This is a genomic window from Nostoc sp. UHCC 0302 (assembly GCF_038096175.1).
GTDB lineage: Bacteria > Cyanobacteriota > Cyanobacteriia > Cyanobacteriales > Nostocaceae > UHCC-0302.
Window position 1 is genome coordinate 6,509,099 of sequence record NZ_CP151099.1, and the last position, 17,774, is coordinate 6,526,872.

Here is a 17,774-nt window from a genome sequence, read left to right on the forward strand (position 1 = left end):
CAGTGAATTTGGTTGTTGCAAAGATTTTTGAAACTGGTATTAGATAATGTTTCGAAAGTCTTTGCTAATAAATCAACCTGTTATAAACAGCAGAATTCAAAAGTCAGAAGTAAAACAGGCTTTATGCTTGGTTTTTAAACCTATGTTGTGTAGTTAATCAACTTGGAATCTGTAGTATCTACCTAAATTTGCTTTATAAGAGAGAGTTCAATGTTAAAAGTCCGCCATATTTAAGACAAGTTATAGAGGATTAAATCAAATATTTGATACTTATCAATCATATTCAGACAATCATCAAGAGGTATGTTTGTTACAATATGAATAAGCCGCAAATATGATATAAATTGTTGCTTTATTTGATAGTCTAGTTTTGTTAATAGCAATTCTGTATGAAGATGCATAGAAATAACCCCTCCCAACCTCCCCGATGCCTTGGGGAGGTTGAGAGAGGTCAAAATAATGTGCAGCCTCACAGAGAATTGGTATAAGTATGTCAACTTTAAAAAATATAGTATAGACTTAACCCCCAACCCTCACAGGTTAGGGGAGTCAAAACCTTTCTCCTGCAAGGAGGAGAGGGCTTATCATTGGGTAAAAAAGACCACTACTAATGCTTTTTCGCTAAACTTTTGCTTCCAAGGACTTAAGTAACTCAGTATTCACTCCTGATTCACGGGTTAAGGCGATTTTGCCAGTGCGGGCAATTTCCCTCAAACCAAATTTTTGCAACACCTGCACGATCGCCACCATTTTACCTGGATCTCCCACAACTTCCAAAGTCAGAGAATCTTCCGCCACATCTACAACTCGCGCCCGAAAAATCTGTGATAGTTCAATCACTTCTGAGCGATTACTACTAGTAGCATTCACCTTGAGTAGCATCAATTCTCGCTCTACGCAAGGAGTTTCAGTAATGTCCTGTACCTTCAGGACATTGACTAACTTATATAATTGTTTGGTGAGTTGCTCAATCACGCGATCGTCACCGGGTACAACCATCGTAATTCGAGAGACTCCTCCTTGCTCAGCTGGGCCTACAGCAAGGCTTTCAATATTAAAACCGCGACGGGCAAATAAACCAGAAATGCGGGAAAGAACGCCCGCCTCATCTTCTACTAGAACCGAAAGGGTATGTTTCATCTTTGCCAACAGAGGCCAGAGCAGAACTTGAACAACGCAGACACTAACTAACGGCTGCACTAAATTTTAAGTATGACTTTCTATTTTAAACTTAATGGCTGCAATCCTTGCATTTATCTAGCAGAATTTGTGCAGAAATCATTCCGTAAGCAGTATCTACCCAAATGCATATCTTTTCATTGGCAGATGCTACTTTTTTCTAAAGCTTTTATAGTTTACTTGTGATAAATCTTTAACAGGAGAGAAGCATTTATGGGTTGGTTAAAAAGACTATTTGGAATGGAAAAACCTCAAAATGCAGAAGTAAATCCGACTCCGCAAGCAGTACCACAAGCTGTTACTACTGCTCCTACCGCCACTCAATCAATACCTCCAGAACGTCTGGGATTGAACGGAGAATATGACCAAAGTGGCTTGGCAAAGCGGGTAGCATTGGCATTTGACCAAGATCCCCAACTTGACGATGTTAATACACTCTGGGTTGCTCAGACAGGCTCTACTGTAGTATTGAAAGGCAAAGTTCCCAGTCAGGACATTCTTAATAAGATGGTTTCTGTAGCAAGTTCAGTGAATGGCGCTACAAATGTTGATACAACCCAAGCGACTATTGGTTAAGTACTAAGCAATTCAAGATTTCAATGATGGAACTCGATCGCCAGTGTACTTCCGGCGATTGACTGGATGCAAACTTTCATTGGCGATCGCCTTTGGCGCTGCCCCTTGAGCGATCGCCAATCCATCTCTCAATCCAATCTAAAATAGCTTGGTTGACTTGTTCTGGGCATTCATCATGGGGACAATGCCCCACATCCTCTAGATTAAGAAGTTCTAATTTCTCGTTGTACTGGGCAAATTGGCTAGCCAGTGCTGAGGGAACAAAGCGGTCTTTCTGCCCCCAAATTAGCAGCATCGGAATTGTTAAGGTTGGTAAAACTGTCTTGACACTAGGACTAAAATTAATTCCGATCGCAGCTTTGAACAAAGCACTAAAAGCCCTAGCAGAACCCCGGTCTTGAGGAGGGCCAGCTAAAATTTCTATGAGTTCATCAGTAATTGCTTCTGGGTTAGCGTAAGCAAGACTAGCCCAGCGACGCAGCACCCCTGGACGACGCACAAAGTTAAAAACAGGTTTAAGGATAAACGGAGAAGCGACAATATTTTTAATTGTTCTGACGACTGGCCGCAGAAGGGGGGGAATTGCTTCTTGCTCTAGTGAAGGATCAGGCAAACTCATCATCACCATACCTTGCACCATGTCAGGATGAGCAGCAGCGGCGGCCATAGAAATCAATGAACCATTGGAATTACCCACTAATACCACTGGTTGCCGGATAAACGTTTTCCAAAAGTCGTAAACTTGCTCTACCCAGAGTTCAATACTGTAGTTAACTGGGGCTTTTTCAGAAGCGCCAAAACCCAGCATATCTAGAGCATAGACTGTGTGGTAATTACCCAACACTTCTAAATTATGTCGCCAATGACCAATAGAAGCCCCAAAGCCATGTAGCAAAATCAGAGGTGTTGCCTTGTGGTGATTTTGGCTTGGGCGGATATAAGTGTAGCGCGTTTGCCAGCCTCGCCAAACCCAATCTCTTTGATTACCAACCCGTTCCTGCCAGTGTACCGCAGTGATCACGCTTCCCTCCGATTCATCAGCATTAAAACACTATTAATTCCAATATAAGTTTTTTGCTTTTGGTTAATCATTATAGCTTCGTCTGAAGACTCAAGAATAAAGTGGCGATCGCACCAGCAGAATGGATAAAGCCGAGCTAATAGAAGAATTACTGTCTGAGCTTCATGAGATAAAACTCAAGTTGGGGCAGCGAATGACTATTGTTAGCCACCATCCCCCGATACATTTAACTCTCCATAGACATTAATGTTAAACGTAAATTGAATATGGATATAGTTGCTTTTATATCCTGTAGGCAAAGGTGCAAAGGGTGCAGCCCTTTGTATTGCATTGAGCGCCCCTTTATCTGTCACACTAAATCCAGAAGTTTGTGCAATTTGGAGATTGCTCACTTGACCTGAACGGTTAACAGTAAAATCAAGCACCGTGCGCCGAGAAGACTGACTGATACCAGGTAGCCACTGCTGCTTCACACGTTGCTGTAGTTGGTTTAAGTAAGAGGTGATATCTATATCTTGTCTTTTAGCATCAATACCAGCAGGAGCTTGGTTATCACGGTTGGAATTAGGTAAAGCTGCCAGATAATCACCATTAAAACTCCGACTAGATACACTAACTGGGCCACCTAACAAACTTGCTGCACCTGTTGTTTTTAGAGATGGCTGACCTTGAGACGATGTTCGCCCACTCAATCTAGTTTCCGACTGCCCGGATTTCTGAGGGTAGGGTGCTGGTGATTTAGTAGCAGGTGCTGCTGTTGGTTCTGGTTTCGGCGCTGCTGGTATGGTCTTAGGTGCAACTGCGATTTTCTCCGGCAGGGGTGCTGATGATCTAGTAGGTGCTGCTGTTGGTTCTGGTTTCGGCGCTGCTGGTATGGTCTTGGGTACTACTGCGATTTTCTCAGGCAGGGGTGCTGGTGATTTAGTAGGTGCTGCTGTTGGTTCTGGTTTCGGCGCTACTGGTATGGTCTTAGGTGCAACTGCGATTTTCTCCGGCAAGGGCGCTGGTGATGTTTTTCGCGGTTTGGCTTGCGGTTGTTGAAGAGATAGATTTGGTGATTCCGAATTTTGCTGCTTCCGTTTTGGCTGGAATACCTTTGTTGGAGATGAAGCTATTAAGTCTTTAGGATTTTTTGTAGAGGCTTGATGTGCAGCTGGATTAGCTGACTTAACTGCTGAAACAGGTCTTTCAGGTAAAGCTTTACCACCTGCAATAGAATCTTTGACTGCCCGGAGCGAGGTTTGAGGGGGTATGTGTGTTTTATCAGGAGTGACTTCAACTACCTCAATTGGAGTTTCTTGAGAAATTTTTTGGTTAGGCTGCGGTACAAAAGCTCTGAGCCAATAACTGCTCGCTACCAATAAAATAGAGTGCAGAAGGATAGAAGTAACTAGACTAACGAGCATATCTCCTGGGGGAGCGCTCCTGTAGTGCTGAAAGTCATGAGAAGAACCCATATTATTGTGCTTTCTTTGATAGCAGCTTCAACAGTCTATTTACAGAGTACAAGCTTCACCGATACTACAAGCACACACCAAACAAAGTTCTATTCCTCCTCCACTCTTAGGTCAGTACCCAACTCCAGAGCGGACTTCCCTTTTCCAACATGGTAAAATAAATGTATCGCAGCTTATGGGCTTGATTAAGTCCTAGCAGCACAGCCATTATAAGTATTTGAAATTTTAAATTCCGCAAAATTGGACTACAGCTAGCTAATGTAATATAATATGTTACATTATTTTTGATAAGGCTGTTATATATAATCTAATCTTGCTATTCTGGAGACATATTACCCAATTTCACTATTAACAACTATTGTTAAAAATTTGTGACAATGTTTAATATTGATTGAAGTTGTGTAATTTAGATTAACGATTGCAGAGAAATTATCTCAGAGTGAGTAGAATGACAAATACAAGACGCTAACTAATTTATGAATTGGCTACTCTAGAACTATAGACTATTTGCTCAGCCCTTAGGTATTTAAGTATTTTGCCTTTGAGGCACACTCATTAAGCCGACAGTAATCAAGACCAAACCAAATCCTTAACAAAGTAGCTCCCACGAATCATAATGCCAGTGATTGAGAAAAAAAGAACTCGCGATCTGCCACAAATTAACGAACGAATTCGCTTCCCAAAAATTCGGGTCATAGACACTGATGGCGCCCAACTCGGAATTATGCCACCACAGGAAGCACTACAACTAGCAGAGGAAAAAGAGCTGGATCTAGTGCTACTCAGTGACAAAGCTGACCCACCAGTTTGTCGAATTATGGACTATGGGAAATACAAGTTTGAGCAGGAGAAAAAGGCGCGGGAAGCCCGGAAAAAGCAGCACACGGCTGATGTCAAAGAAGTTAAGATGCGCTACAAGATAGAAGAACACGACTATAACGTGCGCGTCAAGCAAGCAGAGCGCTTTTTGAAAGATGGTGATAAAGTCAAAGCGACTGTGATGTTCCGGGGTCGAGAAATTCAACATAGTGATCTGGCAGAAGATTTACTCAAGCGAATGGCAAAGGATCTAGAACCGTTTGGAGAAGTTCAGCAAGTGCCGAAAAAAGAAGGGCGAAACATGATGATGCTGATATCGCCGAAAAAATAAACTTCTTGCTGTTCTAAATACGTAGTTACTAGCAAACTCAAAAACTAAAAACGACACTGAAGTCGTTGAAATTTATTTAAAATCGATAGTCCTGAGAGCTGAGTGGGAAAGATAATACTCAGTTGCTCAGGACTTTTGCTATTTCCGGGGATTGGGGATTGGGGACTGAGGACTGGGGATTGGGGACTGGGGAATCAAAAGACACGAGTTATTTCTCCTCATCTCCTACTCCTTGCACAGACGCGATTAATCGCGTCTGTACCATCACTCCTTCATGACGCGGTGATACTACCAGATACTAAAACTGCATGGAACTGAAAAATCACTGGTTGGCTGTAAACAGAGGTGTTCTACCACGACTGCTACATTGGGTAAATCTCCGGCCAGAGGAAAGCGAACGGACTTGGTTGATGTTTGCTTTTTACACCACTGTATCTGTAGGATTGCGGTGGGCAGAGGACAGTACAGTAGCGCTATTTTTGAATGAATATGGAACTGATTTACTACCTTGGATGTATATTGCTAGTGCTGCGGTAGGTGCAGGACTAGTTTTTTTATATTCTTGGTTGCAAAAGATTTTTCCCTTACGCCAGGTAATTGTGGCGATCGCACCTTGCATGGTGACGCCATTAGTTTTATTAGTTTTACTGCGTTGGGGAGTACACATTTCCTACCTAGCAGTTGTTTTGGTCTTTCTACTGCGGCTATGGGTGGATGCGCTTTATGTAGTTAATGACCTCAACACCTCTATCGTCGCTAACCAACTATTTAATATTCGGGAAATTAAGCGCACTTATCCACTTGTCAGCAGTGGCCTATTGGTAGCTGATGTGATCAGTGGCTTTAGTTTGCCTTGGCTGGTGCAATACGCCAAGCTGAATAAGATCATTCTCATCGCTTGTGTAGTGATTCTATTGGGAGCGGCAATATTATTTTATTTAACCCATCATTATCAAGCAGCTTTTCCCGAAACTCCTCAAAGACTGATTCCTGAAGAACAAGCCTCGCGCCAACGTTCCCTTCAAAGCCCCCTCAAACGCTATGCTTGGCAGTTGTTTGCTTTTGTGGGTTTGTTGCAGGTCATTGGGTTGTTAATAGATTTTCAATATCTGCGCGAACTCCAATCAACTTTAGGCGATCGCGAACTCGCTAGTTTCTTGGGTCTATTTGGTGGCGTCGTCGGACTATGCGAATTACTGACACAGTGGTTTATTTCCAGCCGACTTATCATCCGTATGGGGGTATTTTTCACTGCTACACTTTTACCAATCACCGTTGGCTTATTACTACCAACTGTACTGATATTGCTGAACTTAATCCCAGGCATCCAATCGCAAAGCTTTTTCTGGGGTTTGATAGTTCTCAAATTCTGCGATGAACTGCTGCGCTATACCTTTGTGATGAGTAGCGGCCCAATACTTTATCAACCAATCCCAGAAGGCATTCGTAGCCGGATGCAAACATTATCTGGTGGAACAGCAGAAGCGATCGCAACTGGTTTGACAGGATTGGTAATTTTTGTCACCGTGTTCTTTTGTGGACGGTTTTTACCTGTACCACTGCAAAAGTGGGTGTTAGTCGCAGAAACAGTTCTGGCAGCCGCCACCTGTTTAAAAGTAGTTTGGGAATTGCGATCGCGCTATGTTGACCTGTTAGTCTTAAGTGTCGCACGCGGTCACTTGAGTGCATCTAATGTTGGTCTGCGATTCTTCAAGCAAGGCGTAGTCAAAGCTTTAGCAGAAAAAGGCAGCGACGCAGACAAACACTCTTGTATTGAACTTTTAGCGCAAATTGATTCCCCAGGGGCTGCGGAGATTCTAGCGCCTCTACTAGTCAAGCTATCCCCAGATTTGCAGTGTCAGAGTTTGGAGGTGATGCTGATGACTGGTGCAAATCCCGCCTATTTACCTGCCATTCGGCCTTTATTAGAACAACCGCAAGAAACTGCGCCAGAAGTTTTTGCCCTAGCACTACGCTACGTTTGGCTGGCTGAACCAAATCCCAATTTAAGCCTGTTAGAAGATTATTTGCATCCTCGCCAAAACTCACTTATCCGTGCCACCGCCGCGGCTTTGGTTTTGCGCCAGGGAACGCCAATACAAAAGGTAGCAGCTACCAAAACCATGCGGCGGATGCTGACTCATAAGCAAGAACGGGAACGGATAAATGGAGTCAAAGCTTTAAGAGAAGCAGTTTATTTGCAGGCGTTGCGGATTCACATCCCGAATTTGTTGCAAGATGAGTCTTTGCGGGTGCGGTGTGCTGTATTGGAAATGATTGCTGCAACTCATTTAGAGGAGTATTACTCGGCACTGATTGCCGCACTTTACTATAAGTCAACTCGCGGTACAGCAATGTTAGCTTTAGTACGACTGGAGAATGAAGCTTTAGAGATGTTGTTGCGGCTGGCTAAAAATACTTACAAACCAGAAGTAGTGCGAATGTATGCTTGGCGTACTATTGCCCAAATCGCTACTCAGGAAGCGATGGAGACTTTATGGCAACACCTAGAAACTGCCCGCGGTACTACTAGAGATCATATTCTCCGCAGCTTACTGAAAATACACAAACAACCCGGAATTAAAGGTTTAATGGATCGGTTTTATGAAACTAAGGTGGAAGCTTTAATCGAGCAAGAATTAAGGTTTTTAGGCGAGATTTACGCTGCTTATATAGATTTCAAAACACTCGACACCTTAGAATATCAGCAATCCAATCAGAGGATTGTGACTGTTTGTGATTTACTGCAACGCGCACTCCTAGAATTGGAATTGGATGTCAAAGAGCGGTTGCTGTTGCTACTGAGGCTGCTTTACTCTCCAGAAAAGATGCAGGCTGCGGCATTCAATCTGCGATCGCCATCAGGGGTAAACTTAGCGCGGGGGTTAGAAATTTTAGAGCATACTGTGAGTTTGTCTTCAAAGTCGCTGTTATTAAATATTTTAGATAACCACCCCTACCAAGAAAAACTGCAACATCTTGTGGATGCCAAGGTCGTGGTATATGAGAATATATTAGTTAGCGATCGCCTGCACAGATTGCTGACGCTGAGTAATTTGCTTTCTGACTGGTGCTTGGCTTGCTGCTTTCATTTTGCCCAAGTTACTCGGATTAGACTGACAAGTTCAGAGATTTTGTCAACTTTGCGTCATCCAACTGGCTTTGTTAGAGAAGCTGCGATCGCATACCTCAACATGGTTTCACACCGCGTGCTTTACGAAATCCTACCTCAGCTGCAAAAAGATCCGCACCCGCTTGTGGCTGCTCAAGTTAAAGAACTGCTAGAAAAATACCAATACAAAAATTACAATTAGATAGATATTACTTGCACTGGAATAATTCTGTTTTTTGAACCGCTAGTTAGTAACTGAGCATCAATAAACATAATCACAGGGTTCGTTAGTAGCCTCTGAGTTCCAGTTGCGGGCTATTTACTCATGACTAACAACAGACTAATTCCTAAGATTACACTAATATTTCTTTTGTCATGCACCACCCCTGGAAAATCCGTTGGCACGTTTACCTGCCTCAATTAGTACTAATTTGTTGCGCTATTATAGTTTTCTTTACCGTTTGCTATTGGAGTATCAACGCTCTCAATTGGGGATGGATATTAAATAGAGAAAGCCAACGTGAAAACGATTTTTTGGGAATGCTCTATTTTAGTATGGGAACTTTTTTTAGAATTGGTTATGGAGACCAAGTTCCAGTAGGTTTGAGTCGCTGGTTTGCCGGACTGGAAGCATTGAGCAACTATTTAGTAGAGGTGCTTTTTATCTCACGATTAATCATTAATATGTTAGAAAAAGTCATTTCTTTTAGCATTAGACAACGCCTAGAAAATATTTTTCATCGCCACGAGTAACTAAAACCTCTTTGGGGAGTCAAGAGTCAAGAGTCAAAAGTCAAAAACAATTAGGATGGAGACTTAAAGCCCACCCAAGAACTGAAAAAAATTTGCGTCTTGGATTTATCCCAATTTTTTTGTCTTAAATTAAGTAAGGGCGTATTACTGTCTTGTCCCTACTCTTGACTCTTGTTAAATTCCCTTTGTGTCGTTTGTGCCTTCTCTGCGAGAGGCTACGCCAACACTAACATGGTTAAATAAATTTCTTTTTGAATCACGAAGACATATAAGACACAAAGTAAAAACTCATAGAGTATGAAAGAGCAATTATGTATGTATTAATTGGTGGAGCTGGGTTAGTGGGGCTGAGTTTAGCCCAAAAACTTGTAGAATTGGGACATACTGTTGCTGTAATTGATATTGACCCTAATGCTTGCCGCTATGCCCGTGAACAAGTAGGAGCAATGGCGTTTGAAGGCAGTGCTGTGAGTACAGAAGTGTTGTTAGAAGCTGGGATTCGAAAAGCTGACTCATTGGCGGCCGTTTTGAGAGATGATGCTTTGAATCTGGCGATGATAACTCTTGCCAAGCACTATGGTGTTTCTCATCTTTTGGCACGGATGCGACACCCCGATTTTGCGGAACCACTGCGTTTAGTAGGAGCCAACCATATTATTAGTACCGTTGATTTAGCGGTTTCTACGATGGTGAATGCGATTGAGTATCCACAAGTAGAATCGATGATGCATTTTGAGCAGGGGCAAATTGAGGTGCTAAAACTTGCTATTCCTCATAATTGCTATGTTGTTGGTCGTAGCATTGCGGAAATTGCTCAAAATCCTAAATTTCCTACTGGCTCTCTAATTATTGGCTATCAACCCCATCCCCACGAAGATTTGATGATTCCTAATGGTAGTACGGTATTAGAACCAGATTCAACTGTGCTGATGGTAACTAAACCAGGTATTTTACATCAAGTTATTGATTTTATCGAAGGTTGTAAATAGTTTTAATGAGACTGTTTTCACATCATTATTTAGCGATCGCTCTTATTTTACTTGTGTCTTGTCAATCTTCAGAGAATCTGCCAAAGTCACAACCCGCTACTACTCAGGCAACCCCATTTCAGAAAATAGTGACCTTGGATAAAAATTTCAAGATAGCAACAACAGAAACTATTTATGTTCCTGTTTATTCTCACATCTATCATCACAATAAACAGGAAATTTTTAATTTAGCAGTAACATTGAGTATTCGTAATACAGATTTGACTAATTCTCTCGTTCTAACTTCTGTACGCTACTATGACTCAGACGGTAAGTTAGTTAAAAAGTATTTAGAGCAACCTATTCAACTTGATGCATTGGCTTCTACAGATTTTTTTGTAAATAGAAATGACACTAGTGGAGGTTTAGGAGCAAACTTTATTGTAGAGTGGGTTTCTCAAACGAAAATATCTGAGCCTATAGTCGAGGCAGTTATGATTGGTACTGACTATCAGCAAGGAATTTCTTTTACCAGTCCTGGTAGGGTTATTAAAAAACAAAACAACAGAATGTAGAGACATAGCAGTGCTACGTCTCTACAAGGGTTCTGGATAATGCATATTTAATTTTTGGAGATGTCTATTAATTACGAATTACTATTAATCGTCCTCAAGTTGGAGTAATTGTTCATCAATCGTTTGTATTCGCCCGTGCACAATTTCTTCTGAAAGAATTCGCTTCCGCATTGCCTCATCAAGCGCTCCTTTCTCTGCTTCTAGTAAACGGCGGCGAATAGCATCAAGTTTACTACGTCGGCGAAGTCCGCCGGAGGGATCTTCGCTTGTACTTTCATACTCTTCAGGACGCCGATTATAGAATTCTCGTAGTGTCTTTTCTGCCCCAGCTATTCGCACTTGATAAGCTGAACGCATCTCTTCATAGACGGCTTTTGGTAATACCCCTGATTTTAACAAGCTATCTAATTCATCCTGTGCAGCCTTACCTGTAATTAGTTGGGCTTGCAGTTGTTCCACTTCCTGAAAAAATGGGGACAACATAGACAAATTTAAACGTTTTACTAACCAAGGTAAACTTACTCCTTGTCCAAGCAGAGATAGTAAAACTGTTCCGAATACTATGGCAATCAATTGCTCTCGCCCCATAAATGTTGCGGGGATACTGAGTGCTAGTGCCATTGAAAGAGAACCTTTGATATTTCCTAAAAATAATACGTGCTGCCAACGCCACGGTATAGGGCGGTCAAACCAACCTACCATAGCTAAGAGTGGATAAACAGAAAGTAAACGTCCGATTTGGTAGGCAAGAATTGCTAGCAATACCGCAGGTAAAGTTTTCCAGAAAGTTACCAGGTCAACTTCTATACCAATTAATAAGAAAATAAAACTATTGACGCCAAAACCGAGAGATTCCCAAAAGCTGAGTAACGTCAAACGAGTCGAAGCTGATACACCACCTGAAAGCCCATTAGTGCCAACCATTAAGCCAGCGACAACAACTGCTACTACACCAGAAACGTGGAAAAATTCCCCAGCTTGAAAAGCTCCTAATGCAACTGCCATTGTTAGTAAAATGGTGCTGAGCGGCTCATCTGAACGCACAAATAAACCCGTACTTAAATAGCCTAAAATTAGCCCTACTAAAGTACCACCGAGAATTACTACAAACAATTCTTGGAATCCATCCAGAATTGTGAGTGAACCAACAGCGTTTACTTTTAAAATTAGGCTGAATAAAACTAGCGCCACACCATCATTAAATAAGCTTTCTCCCTCAACAATAGTAGAAAGTCGAGGAGGGACAGAGACCTCTTTAAATACAGCAATCATGGAAACGGTGTCTGTAATTGCTAAAATTACGCCAGCTAAAAGTGCGGCAGTCCAATTCAGCCCTAGCACCAATTTTAATAGTATCGCCGTCACGCCAGAGGAAATCACAACTCCAGGCCCCGCTAGTAGGGCTATTGGTTTAATAGTGCTACGCAGGCGGCTAATATCGGTATTAATTGCTGCCTCGAATACGAGAATTGGTAAAAACAAATTCAAAATTAGAGAATCATTTAACCCAATGCGGCGTGGCAACAGTTCAGTAATTGCTAATCCTGCTAATACTAAACCTGCGACATAAGGAATTCTTAGCCTGCGAGTTAGTAAAGCTACTCCTGTGGCAACTAGCAGGAGAACAATTGAAATTTTAACTAGTTCGGTAACATTCACTGAGATTTTAGAAGTATTTTGGCTTTGCTGATAGATTCTTATTTAGCTCACGCATACCGCCAAGGGCGGAACTCGCAGAGTAGGCGCGAAGACGCAAAAAAGAACACTAATAATTCGTAGAATCTGGGTAAGTACTAACTAATTACCACTGTGAAAAGGGGTGTTTTACTAAATTGCTGTTGAAATACTTGGGGTCGTCTGAAACTTCTTCTCCAATCCAGATTGGTAGTTCAATCTGCTGATTTTCATCACTGAGTTCTACTTCTGCTATTATCAGTCCTTTATTAATACCATCAAACTCGTCTATTTCCCAAATCAAACCACTGTACTCTACCTTATATCTGGTTTTTTCTATTAAAGGGCGATCGCACAATGTATCTAGCATTTCCTGAGCATCTTCAATCGGAATCGGATACTCAAACTCTGACCTGCTATATTTTACGCTAGGGCCTTTAATCGTTAGGTAACCTTGGTTTCCTGCTATGCGAACACGTACAGTAGCTTTCTTTTGAGTAGAAATATACCCTTGGGAATAGAAACTACCCTCAGCTAATCTTCTCCAACTATCTCCTTTGACTAAAAATTTACGCTCTATTTCTTTCGGCATATTAGTTTAGGTTGAATTTAGTATGGCTTCTAAAATTTATCAGAAAATAAGCTGTTAAACTATAATTAACCTTTCTTTTACCTGTATTTAATAGGAAATTGAAACACTCAAAATAAAGACAATTGAATAAAATTGTTTGCAAACTAAACGTTATTTTGTCTGGTGTAAAACAGATTACATACATAATGCTAAGTTACAAATAATTTCCAGTAGCCAATTATTGAATTTTGGTAAATATAATTATGTCTAAAGCTAAAAAAATTAGTAAAACTATTAACTTAAATGATTCACAGTACTACTTTAATCGAGAATTAAGCTGGTTGGAATTTAATCGGCGAGTTTTACATGAAGCATTAGATATTCGGACTCCATTACTAGAAAGACTAAAATTTACTGCTATCTTCAGTTCTAACCTAGATGAATTTTTCATGGTTCGTGTGGCACTTCTCAAAGAACAAGTTGCAGCACAACTAAGCCAGCAAACTGCTGATGGAATGACTCCACAACAAGAATTAGAGGCAATCCATCACCACTTACATCCAATGGTGAGTGAGCAACATCGTTACTTTGAGCAGAAACTTCGCCCAGAAATGGCATCACACGGCATCCATTTACTGAATTACATTGATATTAGTTTAGAACAGCGAAGTTATCTCCAACACTTATTTAAACAACAGATTTTTCCGGTTCTCACTCCTTTAGCAGTAGATCCTAGTCATCCTTTTCCCTTAATGGCAAATCTCAGCCTTAATTTAGCAGTGGTAGTCAAAGCTCCACAAACAGGAGAAGAAAAGTTTGCTAGAGTTAAAGTTCCAAGTATTCTACCTCGATTTATTGCCTTACCTAACAATTCACAAGTAGAAAATGGAAAAATAAACCACTGGACAGGTGTGCCTATAGAGCAAGTGATTGCTCATAATTTAGAAGCTTTATTTCCGGGGATGATTATTAATGAATATTACCTATTTAGACTAACTCGTGATGCCGATTTAGAATTAGCAGAAGAAGAAGCTGAAGACTTATTGTTAGCAATTCAGCAAGAGTTACGTAAGCGGAATATTGGCGGTTCTGTAGTGCGCTTAGAAGTTCAATCATCAATGCCTCAGTCTGTGAAACGGATGCTGATGGCAGAAATGGAACTCAATGAAAGCGATATTTATGAGATAGATGGGTTGTTAAATTTGAAAGATTTAATGTCTTTGATGGGGTTGCCTTTACCTGAATTGAAAGATCCCTCTTGGACAGCTGTAGTTCCGCCTCGACTGCGTGATTTTCATCAACTGAGTAAGATTGCCAACATAAATGATGAAGAAAAAAATATTTTCGCAGTGATTAAACAAAAAGATTTGTTGGTGCATCATCCTTACGAATCTTTTACTGCTTCTGTAGAGCAATTTATTTCTCAAGCTGCTAATGATCCGAATGTGTTAGCAATTAAGATGACACTTTATCGCACTACTGGTGATTCTGAACTTGTCAGTTCTCTGATTGCTGCGGCTGAAAATGGTAAACAAGTTGCTGTTATCGTAGAATTAAAAGCCCGCTTTGATGAAGCAAATAATATTACCTGGGCTAATAAGTTAGAAAAATATGGCGTTCATGTAGTCTACGGATTGGTGGGATTAAAGACTCACACAAAAATTGCGCTTGTGGTACGTCGGGAAGGAGAAGAAATCCGTCGTTATGTTCACATTGGAACTGGAAATTATAATCCTAAAACAGCAAAATTGTATACTGATGTAGGAATACTGAGCTGTCGAGAAGATTTAGGGGCAGATTTAACTGATTTATTTAATTATTTGACTGGTTATTCATGCCAGAGTTATTATCGCAAATTGTTAGTATCGCCTGTGAATATGCGCGATCGCATTATCGCTCTAATTCACCGAGAAATCGAACATAGTAAAAATGGCAACAAAGGACAGATTATCGCCAAGATGAATTCTTTGGTTGATTCCCAGATTATTGCTGCTTTATATGAAGCATCTCAAGCTGGGGTACAAATTGACTTGATTGTGCGCGGTGTCTGTTGTTTGCGTCCTGGAGTTCCAGAAATCAGCGAAAATATTCGCGTTATTAGCATTATCGGTCGTTTTTTAGAACACTCGCGGATATTTCAGTTCCATAATAATGGACAAGATGAAGTGTACATTGGTAGTGCTGATTGGATGCCCCGCAACCTAGATAACCGTGTGGAAGCTGTTGTACCAATAGAAGACGATGAGATTTTGCAACATTTAGAAAAAATTCTCGAAATAATGTTGGCAGATAATCGTCAAGCTTGGGAATTACGGTCAGATGGTTCTTATATCCAACGTCGTCCTGAGAAAAATGAGCCAGAACGCTGCGCTCAAAATATTTTGATGGAAATGGCACAGCGATCGTAGAGTAAGTGATAACAATTATTAGCTATTTGCAGCAACTACCTCAAATGCGATCGCCATTGCTGCCAGTTTTTCGGTATCAATACCACGAACATCGGCAGGAAGTGCCAAACTTCCGTCATTATTGCCGCCACGAGTGCCTGCATCTAGATCATTAAGCAAACTATTGGTAACATCTAAGAGTTCATCATTCAAAGCAATTGGACTATTACGATTGACAACTCCTTGCGATTTGGCAACGTCTTGCAAGGCTTTGAGAGAATTTTGCAGAGGCGAAGTACTGGCAATGATTAGTGCTTCTGATAATCCCAAAGGTTCGCCAATAGTGAGTTTAAACCCGTCATCAGTCACCGGAATCACCCGCTTTTGTTTTGCCTCTATTAGTGCAGCACTTTCTGTAGCTGACCAATCATAGGGAAAGATTACTGTCATATCTCCAACAGCGTCAATCACCAAAATGCTGACATATAGTGGGCGAGATTCATTATTTTGAACTTGAAAAGCGATTTCAGTTCCCACCGATAATTTTGAGATCCCAGAGTTAGAAGAATTAACAGCTACTGGTTTATTTGTTCCCCCAGTTACTTTGTTAGCACCGCGAATCGTGAAAGTTTCGCCAAGCAAGTTGTTATTATCCGCGATATTCATTGATGCCGTCACTGCAATCTGTGAGGTGTTGGTATTTCCGAGTATTTGCTTGACAATTCGGGCTGCAAGTAGTGATTTTAGTTTAGGTTGCAATCGCGCTACAGCCTGACTCACGGTTTCGTTACTTTGCCCAAAAGAGTTGGAAATAATCTGATCCTGCGTGGGTAAAAATAAGCCGAAACTACCCACCGTCGGGAGATTCGACACCCGTTTTTTCTGTAATTCCTGTAACTTAGCTTGAGTTAGGCGACCAAATATGTATTGCACTTCTTGCCTACCCAAGGGTTTTGGTTCAATACGATTGATTGCTTGTAAAGCTTGTGTTGCTTGCTGGGTGGTCTGCTTATCAAAGGAGTCATCAAGCCCAATTTTTAAAGTCAAACCGCTGGGGATGCTGCGAATGCGTTCTTGTAATAACATTCCTGGCTGTAGTTGTGACTGTCGCTGTGCCGACGTTAGCAGTTTACCTTGTCCGATTAATCCTTGACGAGACTCTAATTTTACTAGTCCTCTTTTACTACCTTTACCATCTAAGACTGTGAAAATTGCATCTTTTTTGAATACTTCCAAGCTTTGTGAATCTAGCCCACCCAGCCACAATTCTACTTGGTTGCCCTTAGCTTGAGTAACTACAGCTTCAGCAGAGACAACCTGCGCGTTTGTGAAATAGATAGGTGCGTTAGTATTTTCTTTGCTGAGATTCGTTTCTAATTCTGGATCTTGATAGTTGCCGTTTTCAATAGCTAAGACTCTCGTACTTCGACCAACATTAAAAATTATTTTGTTGGGGGGTTGATTTCCAGCTTGCTGCCAAAGATATTGAGTAAATAAATAGGTAAATGCGCCTGCATTGAAGTCACTAAAAGGCGCATCGACAGCGTATTGATCGCGTTTAGCACTGGTAATGACAACTCCTTTAGCAATGCCTTTTCTACGAAGTTCAATAAATTTTTGTGGTGAAAGCCCCAGTTTTCCTAGCCATTGCCGTTGATAATCAAGTTCTGCTTGACTGGGTTGTAGTAGTTCTCCACCATCACGCGATCGCACTTGGAAATTTCCCCGCTTACCACCGCCAGAATGACAGCTATCTAAAACAACAGTGACGTTTTCTGTTTTTAACGCATACATGAGTAAAAACAGTGTGTGTCCCATAATGTCTTGCACTGCACCACCAGACACAGGATATCCTGCTGGTAAGGCACTATCTACTGGAACAAAAGTGCTGTTGAGTCCATCTGGTGAATCGCGATCGCGATCTACTACTTGCGAACCATGCCCAGAAAAGTGAAAGACTACCACATCTCCAGGTTTTGCTTGTTTAATTAAATGTTCTTCAAAAGCTGTGAGAATGCCCTGACGAGTCGCTTTTTCATCGGTCAAGGTGAGGATATCTTTGGGGTTAAAGCCAAAGCGGTGAATTAACAACTCTTGCTGCAACTTGACATCATTTGTGCAACCAGCTAGAGGAGGTATCCCATTACCCGTATATTTATTAATTCCTACTAGTAGCGCGAGTTTGCGGGGTGTACTTTGGGCGAGGACTTGGGCATAGCGTTCGCCCTGTTGCATAATATCTAACTGGCTTAAACCTAATGTTGCGAGAGTGGAAGCGGAAAATTGCAGGAAATGACGGCGTTTGATGTAAAACATAGGATTTTTTATATCTTGCCTGAAATCGCTTTAAA

At 41.3% G+C, this 17,774-nt stretch carries 13 protein-coding genes; 7 read left to right on the forward strand and 6 right to left on the reverse strand.

What is annotated here, in order from left to right; genetic code table 11:
• Positions 1 to 621: 621 nt before the first annotated feature.
• Positions 622 to 1,140 (reverse strand): acetolactate synthase small subunit, encoded by a 519-nt coding sequence (gene ilvN / locus WKK05_RS28155; RefSeq protein ID WP_099070215.1) that lies wholly within the window; start codon positions 1,138 to 1,140, stop codon positions 622 to 624.
• Between the two features lie 252 nt (positions 1,141 to 1,392).
• Here ilvN and WKK05_RS28160 point away from each other — a divergent pair, with 252 nt between their 5' ends.
• The gene (locus WKK05_RS28160; protein ID WP_341526323.1) at positions 1,393 to 1,755 is read left to right on the forward strand and encodes a phospholipid-binding protein; all 363 of its coding nucleotides are present in this window, start codon (positions 1,393 to 1,395) and stop codon (positions 1,753 to 1,755) included.
• A 76-nt stretch (positions 1,756 to 1,831) separates the two neighbouring features.
• Here the strand turns inward: WKK05_RS28160 and WKK05_RS28165 are convergent, their stop codons facing one another.
• Positions 1,832 to 2,776 carry an alpha/beta fold hydrolase gene (locus WKK05_RS28165; protein WP_341526324.1) on the reverse strand — a complete coding sequence of 315 codons (945 nt, stop codon included), beginning with the start codon at positions 2,774 to 2,776 and terminating at the stop codon, positions 1,832 to 1,834.
• Positions 2,777 to 2,979: 203 nt separating this feature from the next.
• A complete protein-coding gene (locus tag WKK05_RS28170; RefSeq protein ID WP_341526325.1) occupies positions 2,980 to 4,233 on the reverse strand; it encodes a TonB family protein in 1,254 nt (417 codons plus the stop codon).
• A 616-nt stretch (positions 4,234 to 4,849) separates the two neighbouring features.
• Between WKK05_RS28170 and infC the strand changes: the two genes are divergently transcribed.
• The 5 genes from infC (at position 4,850) to WKK05_RS28195 (ending at position 10,791) form a co-directional block, all read left to right on the forward strand.
• Complete coding sequence (gene infC, locus WKK05_RS28175; protein WP_341526326.1) at positions 4,850 to 5,383, forward strand: translation initiation factor IF-3; 534 nt, start codon at positions 4,850 to 4,852, stop codon at positions 5,381 to 5,383.
• Between the two features lie 308 nt (positions 5,384 to 5,691).
• Positions 5,692 to 8,697 (forward strand): MFS transporter, encoded by a 3,006-nt coding sequence (locus WKK05_RS28180; protein ID WP_341526327.1) that lies wholly within the window; start codon positions 5,692 to 5,694, stop codon positions 8,695 to 8,697.
• A gap of 173 nt (positions 8,698 to 8,870) precedes the next feature.
• Positions 8,871 to 9,248, forward strand: a complete 378-nt coding sequence (locus WKK05_RS28185) for a potassium channel family protein (RefSeq protein WP_341526328.1) — start codon at positions 8,871 to 8,873, stop codon at positions 9,246 to 9,248.
• A gap of 311 nt (positions 9,249 to 9,559) precedes the next feature.
• On the forward strand, positions 9,560 to 10,237 hold the full coding sequence (locus WKK05_RS28190; RefSeq protein WP_341526329.1) for a TrkA family potassium uptake protein: 678 nt from the start codon (positions 9,560 to 9,562) through the stop codon (positions 10,235 to 10,237).
• 5 nt (positions 10,238 to 10,242) lie between these two features.
• Entirely contained in the window at positions 10,243 to 10,791 is a 549-nt protein-coding gene (locus tag WKK05_RS28195) for a DUF3124 domain-containing protein (protein ID WP_341526330.1), read from the forward strand.
• Positions 10,792 to 10,875: 84 nt separating this feature from the next.
• On the opposite strand, the gene WKK05_RS28200 is transcribed toward WKK05_RS28195, so the two are convergent.
• Together WKK05_RS28200 and WKK05_RS28205 are read right to left on the reverse strand one after the other, a co-directional pair.
• Positions 10,876 to 12,450 (reverse strand): sodium:proton antiporter, encoded by a 1,575-nt coding sequence (locus WKK05_RS28200; RefSeq protein ID WP_341526331.1) that lies wholly within the window; start codon positions 12,448 to 12,450, stop codon positions 10,876 to 10,878.
• Positions 12,451 to 12,592: 142 nt separating this feature from the next.
• Entirely contained in the window at positions 12,593 to 13,057 is a 465-nt protein-coding gene (locus WKK05_RS28205) for a CYTH domain-containing protein (RefSeq protein WP_341526332.1), read from the reverse strand.
• Between the two features lie 242 nt (positions 13,058 to 13,299).
• Here WKK05_RS28205 and ppk1 point away from each other — a divergent pair, with 242 nt between their 5' ends.
• Positions 13,300 to 15,444 carry a polyphosphate kinase 1 gene (gene ppk1, locus WKK05_RS28210; RefSeq protein WP_341526333.1) on the forward strand — a complete coding sequence of 715 codons (2,145 nt, stop codon included), beginning with the start codon at positions 13,300 to 13,302 and terminating at the stop codon, positions 15,442 to 15,444.
• 18 nt (positions 15,445 to 15,462) lie between these two features.
• Here ppk1 and WKK05_RS28215 read toward each other — a convergent pair whose 3' ends face one another.
• Positions 15,463 to 17,739: a caspase family protein gene (locus WKK05_RS28215; RefSeq protein ID WP_341526334.1), complete on the reverse strand. Its 2,277-nt coding sequence runs from the start codon at positions 17,737 to 17,739 to the stop codon at positions 15,463 to 15,465.
• Positions 17,740 to 17,774 lie beyond the last annotated feature (35 nt).